The organism is Agathobaculum massiliense, from assembly GCF_900291975.1.
GTDB lineage: Bacteria > Bacillota > Clostridia > Oscillospirales > Butyricicoccaceae > Agathobaculum > Agathobaculum ammoniilyticum.
Map to the genome: position 1 here is coordinate 2,329,303 of NZ_OMPN01000001.1, position 10,997 is coordinate 2,340,299.

A 10,997-nucleotide genomic window follows, 5' to 3' on the forward strand; every position below is an offset into this window, starting at 1 on the left:
CGCTTCCCACAGATGGAATCCCGGCTGATGTCGGGAGAAATCAGCTTTAGTCGGGGTAATTCATACTTTGCAAAAATGCTGGAGGAAAAAAGAAAAAGCAATTGCAAAAGCAATTGCTTTTTCAGAATGATTATTTACGTTGGATGGTTTAAAGCCCCGAGAATATGTCACTCAAGTAATATTTGCCATTGATTTCTTTGCATATCACGAAATAAGATGTCTGCCGCTGATCCGGTCCAAAGGTGCTCATTTCTGCTGGGATCATATCGAATGTACATTGAAACACCAGCCTCCCCTCTTGCTGAGAATTTTCAGCATCATATTCACATGAAACAACGGTCGCCTCTGCCATTCCGGCCACACCCTGTACGCCGCTGTAATCATATTGGATCGTTCCTTCAGTTGTTAAAGCATACATGGCATCATAGTCTTTTTTCGAAAAACTCTCAAAGAACTGGTAAATTGTATCTTTTGCGCCTGCCACATCTTCATCACTGAAAATCGGATCGTTAATCAAAACGGTGTTGGTGTCTCCATCCCAATCGACAAATTTACCATTTAACTCTTCTATGGCCCGTAGAGGGACATAAGTTGTTCCATTGTAGAGAATGGGCTGCACCACGACACCATCCTCATCCTTGGCTATAAATTCTTCTCCGTTCACCAAAATTGTGATATCCGGCAGATCTATCGTAATTCGATTGTTGACTGCAAGAGCGCCAATACAACATATAATTGAGCTTATCACAACACAAATTAAAGTCTTACTCCATTTGGGCTTATTCATGATAAGACTCCTTCCTGTTTACTGTGGGGTCCAACGATTATCATAAGAGTCCCAGCATGGAATAAGGAAATCGCAGTTTTCACTAAACCATTCTTGATTCATGGTCTCATCACAATGATCATTGGTATGAGCACTATATTTCATTGTACGTCCATCATTACTTGTAACGATTCCGACATGCCCTTCCGGTGTCCCGCTCTGATAATAGATAATGCTGCCCGCAATAGCTCGATCAATATCGGTATCTCCCTTTACCCAAAAGACAATGTCGTACTCCTGCATGTAGTCAGACAAACCATAATATGTGGAGCGAGAACCACCGGTATTTATCCAAGGAATAGTATATCTCTTCCATATGTTATCTTCTGACAATCCACCCTCATAATAGCACTGAGAAACAAAATTTGCACAATCTTCGGACGTGTAATAATTATAATCGGGATTACGAGGGAAGTTGGCAGGATCTTGTGCATAATCACGGGCTGCTACACGATCCAATTCTTGCGCACGGGATGATCCAGATGCCTTTGTTCCGTTGTTTACAAGGCGTATAACGGTGTTATAGGCTTTTTCATACACTTCAGAATCTGTCTCTAATTCAAAAGCGTCAATAGGCTTATCAGTAAATTCCTGTTCTGTGTCAGCAATTCCGTTATTCAACGTTGTTACATTGTCATTTGTGATAAAGTTATAATCACGATACATTATGCTGGAATTCGCTAAAAGTTGATCAACAGATACAGACTGCTTTGCATTTATGAGTGATGGTTGAATTGAAAATGCAATATTGAATGTCGCTTCATTAGAAATTGTTTTGTTGATATGATTCCGATTTAATTCATTTTTCCACATTTCAAGATAATCGGTTGCTTCACTGATTTGAGCTTCATCTGTCAAATCTTCAATTGCCCCCTCAATTCCTTGAATGTATGGAGAATCTTCCGGAGTAGATGCTTTTATTATGGTATCATATTCGACACGAGCAATAACATTTACTTTATTTGATGCATATTCGATGCTTTCAATTTGCGTAGACAGATTGGAAACATCATAATAATCTTCACGGTATTCCTTAACCGTGTCTTCAGCAAGAGTTACGGCTCCATCTGCTACAACCGTATCTAAAGAATTATATGAGGCAGATGCACATACTGCACATACACTACAGGCTAAAAATGCTGTAATCAATAGTTTACTCTTTTTCATTTTTCTCCTCCAGTTCTTTAAAACAGTTTCGGGATCTTACGACAACATCATAGTATTATATCGTAACGAATTCAATTAGAATTTTAAACAGGAAAAATTTATATTCTTGTGGAATTAACTTGTAACATAAAGAACATTTTTTTCGTACAAACGCATATTTGATTTTCACTAAATTTCTGATTACCTTTTCATAAGCTGGCATTTGCCAGCATGAAAATGCAACAAAAAGTAGTAAATGAGTAGTACAACCACCGATTTAAGAAGCAAGAGCCAGTCTTTCAAGTTCCGCTTTCGCTGAATTGAAAGTACCGTGTGCATAGTACCCTAATGTCATGGTAATGCTTGAATGTCCCATGATGTATTGCAAGGCTGGCTTTCATGGGCTGTATGCAGCAAAAGATGGTACTGTGATCAATTCGGATCCATGAATGAGCCATTAAAGCTGCGACTGTAGAAGGAAATCCCGACTGGTGTCGTGGGAAACCGGCATCAGTCGGGGGTAATTCATTGAATAATTATCTGCATGGTTGTGGGAGTTACAGATTTGTTGCCTGAAAAGTCTTTTAATACTTCGTTTATATCAAAAAGTTTTTTCAATTCTTGTGTTTGTATATTATATGAAAATACACCCTGCGTTCCATCCTGCAGTTGAAGATTTGCAAAGATGGTCTGTTGATCGGGACTAACAACAAATGAATAATAGGTTGCCACTCCGGGGATTTGAATTTCACTGGTGGTTTTATCGGTGATATTTAGCATCATAAGTTTTGCCTGCTGGTCAAGGACGCTTTCACGACCAATGAAAAGAAGTATGTCATCATTTAGGCGGGAAACATTCGATACTTCAAGATTATTTGCTGTCTCCCATACTTCGGAGCTGTCGGCATCTGCACCATAGTTGTCAAATAGCGATGAATATGGCGTATCCGAGAAAGTATATATCACTGACTGCAGGCTGAAATCCGATGTATCGACAGACGAAATAAAAAATGGACATGGGGTTATTTTTCCGTTTTCTTGATTTACGTCCATGCGTCGCCGAGCAAAGTCAGAATACCAAGTCGTAATAATCTCACCAGTATTGTGATCGATTGAAAAGTCGAGATAAACTGAATCTGTATTATTAGAGAAAATTGGTTGTATCTCACCTGTTGTTGGGTCTATCTTCGCCAGCTGGACGACACCATTGCTTTCTTTTCCGCCCACAATTCCATACAGCGCATTGTTATACCAATCCAGTTCATTGAATACATGGTGATAATTAGTTATGTCATTGATTTTCCCTGTTTTGATGTCGTAGACCTGCAGCTTGTCACCGGCAGAAGCATCTGAGGGATCACCCCAGACTGAATAATATACTTTTGCATTTTTATAATCCACGACGCCTACAGGATATTCACAGGCACCAACATACGTGTATATCTCTTTGAGTTTGTTTGTCTTGAGATCATACAAATAAAACGATGTTGTGCGCTGCTCGTTGAAGTTCGTCGCCTCGGAATTTAGACTCGTATAGGTTAATGAAAGATAAGCGTAGTCGGACTCATCCATAATTGACTTATCATTTGTTTGTATTTCTGACGAAGTCGTAGCGCCTAAAGAAAGCATAAGCAGCCAGACAATAATTTTTTTCATGATGATACCTTCTTGATATACAGTAAGACCTATCATGTTTTGATAGGTCTTACTGTTAAAAGATAAATTGATTTACTGATACAAAACCTTATACGAGATACCTAAATTTAAAATGCTGTAGGGGGTATCTCTTTATGAAAATGAATGATAGTTGGAAGCCGGTTATAAAAAGTCTTGGGATCGAGCATTTAAGACGACATCAGATTTTGCCCATCCAGTCGGTTTTAAACGGGTATGATACGATGGTTATGGCTGCTACCGGGTCTGGTAAATCAAATATGTTTTGTATTCCTGCATTGCTGCATCGTACAAAACTGACGCTGGTGATTGAGCCGACCTTATCGCTGCTGTATAGTCAGGTACACGAGCTGCAAGTTTGCGGTGTTGCAGCGGATTACATCGATCATTACCGTACAAAAAAGGAGACCGAAGCGATCCTGCACAAAGTGCGGAAGGCGAAGCTGACGTTTTTGTATGTCACACCGGAGCGGCTGCAAAGTGAGAAGTTTCAGCAAGCGATTCGGCAAACAGGGCTGTATATGCTGGTTGTGGATGAGTGTCACTGCGTAACGGAGTGGGGATATTCTTTCCGGGAGAGCTATCTACAAATAGGAACCTTTATTGATTGCTTACCGGAACGTCCTGTGATATTTGCCTGCTCCGCCACGATATTGGAGGACAGGGAAAAGGAAATTGCCAAGTTGCTTCATATGAGACAACCTCAGCTATTTCAAAGCGATTTGAAGCGGAAGAATTTGATTCTATTAAAAAAAGACGTGACAAGCGAAAAGCGTTCGTTGGATGGACGTTTGGCGGATCGCTTTCAAGCGTTGGAGCGGTGCATAAGGAAATATCATGGGACAGGTTCCGTGTTGATTTACGCGCTGACAACGGGGTGTGTGGACGCAATCTATAATGCTTTATCGGAACGATATCCGGGACAGGTGAGCCGCTTTCATGCGAAGATGAAATCAGACAAGCTCCGTCATCGTATGGAACTCGACTTCCTGCAGGGAAAAACAAAAATCATGGTAGCGACATCGGCGTTCGGCATGGGCATTGATGTACCGAATGTGGAACTTATCATTCATTTTAATATGCCGATCAGCATGACGGATTATATTCAGCAGATCGGCCGAGCGGGACGGAATGGCCAAAAGGCGCATTGCGTCTTATTTTTTGACCAAAATGGCGATGACGAAAAAATAGCAATTGTCTTTCAGAAAAAAGCGAAGACGGATTCGCCGATGGCAGGGAAACTGCTCAAAGCAAACGCGCAGGAAATGCGCCGATTTGCAGGCAGTGAAGATTGTATGGTACGCGAAATCCTACGGTTTCAGGGACAACAGGAAGTGAAAAACTGCAAATGCTGCACCAATTGCGCGAAAAAGAGAAGGGGGGAATGAATGTGAAATCACAATATGGGATTCATACCTTTTCCATCATGGCGAAAAGCAGTTATCACGAGATTCAGGAACTGTGGGAGGAAAACTGCTGTCAAGTCATGAACAGAGATCCGTATTTTCTGAATACTACCCTGCAAATAACAGAATACAAGGAACGCGGCGTCGAAATCGTACTGAACCAGTCGCTGACACATCCTTCATGGATCACGGTGATTGTCAATCCGTCGTCCCTTCTGGCAGGTAAGTATTGTCCGACCGCGCTTTTTATTGGGGAGAAAACGCAGATTAATGCCGTATCAAAGGTCTTGCAGAAGACTTTAGCGAAAATAGGCATCGAACAAAAGAAATTCATTTTGTCGCGGGTGGATTTGACCTGCAACCAGTATTATGAAAGCAAACGGGAGCTGCTAAACCAGTTGTATATTTGGAAGAAAACACGGCTGCCGTCTCGATACGAGGTAAGCCCGTTTGGGAAAGGGAAGGGCAGTGCGAAGCAATACAGGGAAGTGAATGAACACGCTTGGACGATTGAATCCAAAAGCTGCGCCTTTTCTGTGTATGACAAAACCTATGAACTGAAGAAGCGTCACAAAATGCAGATCGCAGAGCAAATTTTGCGACTGGAGCTGCGGCTCAAAAGGAAACGCATCCATCGGCTGACAGATGCGAAGACTTGGGAAAAGCAATTACAGGTGCTTGCTAAACGACACAACGAGCTGTTCTGCAAATTTCTGCACCGCCTGTATCAGGACTTTCCGGAAGCAGTAACCATGCAGCAAGCTGAGCAGTGGATTGAAGCATCGGGTTTTCAGAAAAAGGCCAAAAATACAATGCGGAAGCTGATCAAGACAACTCGCCGCTGTAAATCATTAACTGCGGCACAAAAGAAACTGGAGCTCAGCAATCAAGCGATGGCACGTCTATATAAAAAGTTTCAGAAGCTGAAACTCAACCCGATTGTCCTTCCCGAGAATGGTAAGCATCATTGAATTTTTCAGTGTCAGAAAACCAGTATCCATACAATAAATGATAAAAAGCTGTCAAAAGGTGTACCTTTTGACAGCTTTTTTGCCTTATCAAGTATATCGCAAAAACAGCCTAAAAGCAATAGTTAATTGCCACAACATTTCCAAATATCGAAAGCGGTGTATATCTGCTGGAAGTTTTTGCGCACATTCAGAAGGTACACCTTTTGAAGGTGAAAGAGCGGATTTGAGGATAAAGCTTCGAAACGATGCGAGCAGGATGAGATGGTATGGAGTGACGGATGATGACACACAAAACATTTTATTATGCGCGTATACCGGAAGGGAAACAGAGCTTTTATAGCCAATTGGATGCGTTTCAGCAGCTTGGCGCGCAGGAGCATGAGGTCTTTATCGACCAGCAATCGGAAAAGAATGCTGGTCAAAACAGCTATCAACTGCTGAAAAAAGTAGCGCTGCGTGAAGGCGACACACTGGTTATTCCGTCGTTGGATCATTTGAGCGATCACAAGGAAACCGTACAAAAAGAACTCCAGTGGCTGCGGGACAGCGATATTCGCTTGAAAGTGCTCGATATGCCGACTACTATGGTCGATTTCCCAGAGGATCAGGCGTGGGCCGCCCGTTTGATAAACGACGTGCTCATTGAGACCTTCAACGCGACCGTAGCCCAGGAATACACCGAGCACAAGCAAAAGCAGCGGGAAGGCATCGACGCGGCCAAAGCAAAAGGCATCCGCTTCGGTCGCCCGCCAATCGAAAAGAACCAAAAGTTCTACGAGCTCAAGGGCCGCTGGGAGACCGGAGAAATCTCAACCCGGGAAGCCGCAAAGATTTTGGGCGTTTCGCATCAGACGTTTTGGAAGTGGGTTCGGTGAGGACACTGACCTTCCTTATATAAAGAGAACAACCAGGAGGAGCGGTACATGAAGGGAATTGTACTGGCAGGCGGAAGCGGAACGAGATTGTATCCGCTGACCATGGTGACGAGCAAGCTGCTGCTGCCGATTTATGACAAGCCAATGATCTATTATCCGCTGTCCACGCTGATGCTGGCGGGTATTCGCGACATTATGATCATTTCCACGCCGCAGGACCTGCCGAATTTTGAGCGCTTGCTCGGTAACGGCAGCCGGTACGGCATTTATCTGTCCTATAAAGTGCAGCCTTCGCCGGACGGCTTGGCGCAGGCGTTTATTTTAGGTGAAGAATTTATTGCGGGTGATCGCTGCGCGATGATTTTGGGCGACAACATCTTTTACGGCGCCGGCTTGAGTGCGCATTTAAGGGAAGCGGCGGGCCGAGAGCATGGTGCTACTGTGTTTGGCTATTATGTCGATGATCCAGAACGGTTTGGCGTTGTTGAGTTTAATAAAGAAGGTCAAGCGGTGTCGATTGAGGAAAAACCCTTGTCACCACACTCCAACTATGCGGTTACTGGTCTATATTTTTATGATGAAAAAGTGTGTGCTTACGCTAAAATATTGAAACCTTCTTCACGCGGTGAATTGGAGATCACGGATTTAAACCGTATTTATTTAGAAGATAACGCTTTAAATGTTGTAACTCTTGGCCGCGGCTATGCCTGGCTGGACACCGGCACGGTGGATTCGATGAACGAAGCGACCGACTTTGTCCGCGTGGTAGAAGGCCGCACCGGCATTCAAATCGCTTCCTTGGAAGAGATCGCATATCGAAACGGCTGGATCACTTGTGAGGAACTAAATGCAGCAGCCAATACATATGGAAAAGCGCCCTATGGCGCCTATCTGCGCAAGGTGGCCGAAGGAAAGATACAGTATTAAGGAGTCATCCACATGAAATTGACAGAAACAAAGCTGGCGGGCGTTGTGATTCTGGAACCGGATGTATTCGGTGACCACCGCGGCTTTTTTATGGAGAGCTGGTCCAAGCGGAAAATGGATGAGCTGGGGCTGCACTATGACTTTGTGCAGGACAACCATTCCTCTTCGACCGTCAAAGGCACCCTTCGCGGCATCCACTTTCAGCGCGGGGACAAGGCGCAGGCCAAGCTGGTACGGTGCACACGCGGCGCGGTGTATGATGTGGCGGTCGATTTGCGGCCGTACAGCCCGACCTACAAGCAATGGGTAGGCGTCGAGCTGTCAGCGGAGAACAAGAAGCAGTTTTTGATCCCGCGCGGCTTTGGCCATGGGGTTGTGACGCTGACCGACGACGTGGAGTTCCTTTATAAAGCGGATAACTATTATGCGCCCGAAGCGGACGGCGGCATCCGGTGGAACGATCCGGAGCTTGCCATCGATTGGGGTGTGGACGAGCCGGTCTTATCGGATAAAGACGACAAATCGCCATTTTTGTGTGATGCCGTGACCGGATTTTGAGGAGGACGGATATGAAGCTACTCATAACGGGCGGCGCCGGGTTTATCGGCGGCAATTTCGTCCACTACATGATGAACAAATACCCGGATTATCAGCTTGTCTTACACTGTAAATGCAGGGACGATTTGCCGATAAAGGGGGCGGCGTCTTTTACAAATAGAAACAAATGTTGAAAAACACATAAGACATTCTATTAAATCTCTTAAGTTCTCTTATTTGAATCGATTATATGTACCAGATAGAATGATATGGTAGTTTTGCTGATTAGGATTGTCAATTAAACACATAATCTGTTCTGCTGCGGTTTTTCCGAGTTCATAAGAAGGTTGCGAAATAGTAGCAAAACAAGGAGCCATATCCAATTTATAATCATCATCGAAGTATACAGCAGGAACTGTTTTTTTCATACGGTACAAATAGTTAGCCACATCCAAAGACATTACACCATTCGAGATAATAAGTGCAGTACAGTTTTCTTGAAGCAATTTTTGAACACAGCCCTCCGCGCTGGTTTTCATAGAATTACCGTAAGTAATCCAAGATTCCTGAACTTCAATACCGGCATCGCGCATTGCGCTAAGATACCCATTGATACGCCCTTTTGTAGTAGACAAATGAGGAATGCCCGCAACATATCCAATTTTTGTGTGCCCACTTTGAATTAAATCACTGGTTGCACAATAGGTAGCGTCTGTGTTGGTAATCGTAGCAGAACACCAAGGCATGTTATCAAATTTGCGGTCAACAAAAAGAACTGGTAGATTGGGATTTAAGTATTTACTGATATCACTATAATTTTTAAATGTGGATGCGATCAATAACCCATCTACAACACCAGAGCAAAAATAAGAAAGGTGTTCCAACTCTCGAGTTCCAGTTTCTTTTGTATTTGCAACAATCAACTTGTAATTATATTGAGATAACGTTGTTTCTACTGCCTCAATAATGGTAGCAAAAAATCTGTTGGAAATATCAGGCACAATAAATCCGATCAGATTTTTTTTGCCTGTACGAAAGCTTTTTGCGTAGGCGTTTGGAGTATAATTAAGCTCCTTTGCCGCTTTTAACACTTGTTCGGTTTTTTCTGGTGAAACAAAACGAGTTTTATTAAAAACATGTGAAACTGTTGCAGAAGAAACATTTGCAAGTCGCGCCACATCCCGAATTGTCACGGTACCCATCCAAGAAACCTCCAATTACATTTACATATTCATTAGGATAATATCATAAATGAAAATAAAAGTCACCAGCTAATTTAATCGATTACGCGAAACCAAAAAAAAAGGTGTTTTGTACAAATAACACTTTAATATTTCTGTTAAACGGCTAATTGTCAAGCGAACTTTTTGTAGATATAATAACACCATCATTTAATCGATTACGCAATCGATTAAAAATAAAGGAGGAACATATCAATGAAGAAGCTCTTAGCACTTGTCGCAATTTTTGCAATGGTCTTGAGTTTGGTCGCCTGTGGCGGCAACACAAGCACTAGCAATGCCGGCACCGACACCAGCAACAACAGTAATAATCAGCAGGACGACCAGGGTACCGAATCATTTAAAGTTGGTTTCGTTTGCCCTGAGGCTACTAATGAGGGTTGGCAGGTGACTGCAGCTGCCATCGAAGATACCGCGAAGGATCTTGATATCGAGATCTCTAAGCTTTATCTTGATCCTAGTGATTACGAAGGTTCTTTCGCCCTTGCCGTGGATACTTTTATTCAGCAGAAGGTTGATGCCATCATTTATGGCGGTGCAGATGAATCATATGCTGCGTCTGTCCATAAGGCACAGGACGAAGGCATCAAGTGTGTAGAAATCGACAATCCTACCAACGCTGGCAACCTGTGGCATATTGCTGTTGATTCCTATGCTGCTGCCGCTGTCGCTGGCGAATGGATGGCAGAAGAGCTTGAGAGTGGCGTTGTTTTGGTGATTAATGGCGATATGGCAAGAACTAATGCACAGCAGCGCCATGATGGTTTTGTTGATACAATCAAAAAGTCGCGTAATGACATTGAAATTCATGAGATTTACGCCAACTGGGATTCCACAACTGCTCTTTCCGGTGTTGAGGATGCCATTACTCGGTATGGGGACAAAATTGTAGGCGCTTTCTCCGCGTGGGATGGTGGTGCATTGTCCGCAGTTTCTGCTCTGGAAGTTGCTGGTCTTACTGAGAATGTTGTTGTTTGTGGTTTTGACGGCACCCCCACTTCTATGACTTATGTCCGTGAAGGTAAGCTCCAGGCTGTAGTTGGCCAGCCCCTGTATGAACTTGGCAAGGTTGGTATGCAGACCGTACATACTGTTTTGACTGGTGGTACTGCAGAGGAAGAGACTCTTCTTGATTGCTCCATTGTTATGGCTGACAATGTTGAGGAGTTTATCAAGAGTGCCGGTCTCGAAAAGTTTGTGAACTAACATTTGTGCTGTAGGTTTTAAAGTAAACAATATATCGCTGCCCCATTTTGCCAATATATATTAGCGGAAAGGAGCGATATCTAAGGCAATACCGCACAATTAAAGCTGCGGCGCTTTACGGAAATTTTGCGCCCTAACTTCGTTGTGATTTTGCGGTGATACATCAAGTATTACCGCAAAACCACTCC

General features: G+C 43.4%; 10 protein-coding genes. 6 read left to right on the forward strand and 4 right to left on the reverse strand.

Annotated features, from left to right (window positions below; translation table 11 throughout):
• Positions 1-148: 148 nt before the first annotated feature.
• The 3 genes from DBQ51_RS11885 to DBQ51_RS11900 all read right to left on the reverse strand — a co-directional run bounded on the left by DBQ51_RS11885 (position 149) and on the right by DBQ51_RS11900 (position 3,628).
• Positions 149-787 (reverse strand): stalk domain-containing protein, encoded by a 639-nt coding sequence (locus DBQ51_RS11885; protein ID WP_107631659.1) that lies wholly within the window; start codon positions 785-787, stop codon positions 149-151.
• Between the two features lie 18 nt (positions 788-805).
• On the reverse strand, positions 806-1,993 hold the full coding sequence (locus DBQ51_RS11890) for an amidase domain-containing protein (RefSeq protein ID WP_054327222.1): 1,188 nt from the start codon (positions 1,991-1,993) through the stop codon (positions 806-808).
• A gap of 504 nt (positions 1,994-2,497) precedes the next feature.
• Entirely contained in the window at positions 2,498-3,628 is a 1,131-nt protein-coding gene (locus tag DBQ51_RS11900) for a hypothetical protein (protein WP_054327223.1), read from the reverse strand.
• 134 nt (positions 3,629-3,762) lie between these two features.
• Here DBQ51_RS11900 and DBQ51_RS11905 point away from each other — a divergent pair, with 134 nt between their 5' ends.
• The 5 genes from DBQ51_RS11905 (at position 3,763) to rfbC (ending at position 8,383) form a co-directional block, all read left to right on the forward strand.
• Positions 3,763-5,034 (forward strand): RecQ family ATP-dependent DNA helicase, encoded by a 1,272-nt coding sequence (locus tag DBQ51_RS11905; protein WP_107631660.1) that lies wholly within the window; start codon positions 3,763-3,765, stop codon positions 5,032-5,034.
• On the forward strand, positions 4,995-6,023 hold the full coding sequence (locus tag DBQ51_RS11910; protein ID WP_152959447.1) for a hypothetical protein: 1,029 nt from the start codon (positions 4,995-4,997) through the stop codon (positions 6,021-6,023). Before DBQ51_RS11905 ends, DBQ51_RS11910 begins: the two co-directional genes overlap by 40 nt.
• A gap of 278 nt (positions 6,024-6,301) precedes the next feature.
• Positions 6,302-6,898, forward strand: a complete 597-nt coding sequence (locus tag DBQ51_RS11915) for a recombinase family protein (RefSeq protein ID WP_082397081.1) — start codon at positions 6,302-6,304, stop codon at positions 6,896-6,898.
• Between the two features lie 48 nt (positions 6,899-6,946).
• The gene (gene rfbA, locus DBQ51_RS11920; RefSeq protein ID WP_054327228.1) at positions 6,947-7,825 is read left to right on the forward strand and encodes a glucose-1-phosphate thymidylyltransferase RfbA; all 879 of its coding nucleotides are present in this window, start codon (positions 6,947-6,949) and stop codon (positions 7,823-7,825) included.
• A gap of 12 nt (positions 7,826-7,837) precedes the next feature.
• Positions 7,838-8,383, forward strand: coding sequence for a dTDP-4-dehydrorhamnose 3,5-epimerase (gene rfbC, locus DBQ51_RS11925; protein WP_107631661.1), 546 nt, complete (start codon positions 7,838-7,840; stop codon positions 8,381-8,383).
• 212 nt (positions 8,384-8,595) lie between these two features.
• Here rfbC and DBQ51_RS11930 read toward each other — a convergent pair whose 3' ends face one another.
• Positions 8,596-9,564 (reverse strand): LacI family DNA-binding transcriptional regulator, encoded by a 969-nt coding sequence (locus tag DBQ51_RS11930; RefSeq protein ID WP_107631662.1) that lies wholly within the window; start codon positions 9,562-9,564, stop codon positions 8,596-8,598.
• Positions 9,565-9,798: 234 nt separating this feature from the next.
• Between DBQ51_RS11930 and DBQ51_RS11935 the strand changes: the two genes are divergently transcribed.
• Complete coding sequence (locus DBQ51_RS11935) at positions 9,799-10,809, forward strand: sugar ABC transporter substrate-binding protein (protein WP_054327231.1); 1,011 nt, start codon at positions 9,799-9,801, stop codon at positions 10,807-10,809.
• The last annotated feature ends 188 nt before the right edge of the window (positions 10,810-10,997 follow it).

What these genes read in the sequence shown, in the direction of transcription:
- DBQ51_RS11915 (WP_082397081.1), top strand. Translation starts at nt 6,302, where the DNA reads ATGATGACACACAAAACATTTTATTATGCGCGTATACCGGAAGGGAAA.
- DBQ51_RS11890 (WP_054327222.1), bottom strand. Translation starts at nt 1,993, where the DNA reads ATGAAAAAGAGTAAACTATTGATTACAGCATTTTTAGCCTGTAGTGTA.
- DBQ51_RS11905 (WP_107631660.1), top strand. Translation starts at nt 3,763, where the DNA reads ATGAAAATGAATGATAGTTGGAAGCCGGTTATAAAAAGTCTTGGGATC.
- DBQ51_RS11935 (WP_054327231.1), top strand. Translation starts at nt 9,799, where the DNA reads ATGAAGAAGCTCTTAGCACTTGTCGCAATTTTTGCAATGGTCTTGAGT.
- rfbA (WP_054327228.1), top strand. Translation starts at nt 6,947, where the DNA reads ATGAAGGGAATTGTACTGGCAGGCGGAAGCGGAACGAGATTGTATCCG.
- DBQ51_RS11885 (WP_107631659.1), bottom strand. Translation starts at nt 787, where the DNA reads ATGAATAAGCCCAAATGGAGTAAGACTTTAATTTGTGTTGTGATAAGC.
- rfbC (WP_107631661.1), top strand. Translation starts at nt 7,838, where the DNA reads ATGAAATTGACAGAAACAAAGCTGGCGGGCGTTGTGATTCTGGAACCG.
- DBQ51_RS11910 (WP_152959447.1), top strand. Translation starts at nt 4,995, where the DNA reads ATGCTGCACCAATTGCGCGAAAAAGAGAAGGGGGGAATGAATGTGAAA.
- DBQ51_RS11900 (WP_054327223.1), bottom strand. Translation starts at nt 3,628, where the DNA reads ATGAAAAAAATTATTGTCTGGCTGCTTATGCTTTCTTTAGGCGCTACG.
- DBQ51_RS11930 (WP_107631662.1), bottom strand. Translation starts at nt 9,564, where the DNA reads ATGGGTACCGTGACAATTCGGGATGTGGCGCGACTTGCAAATGTTTCT.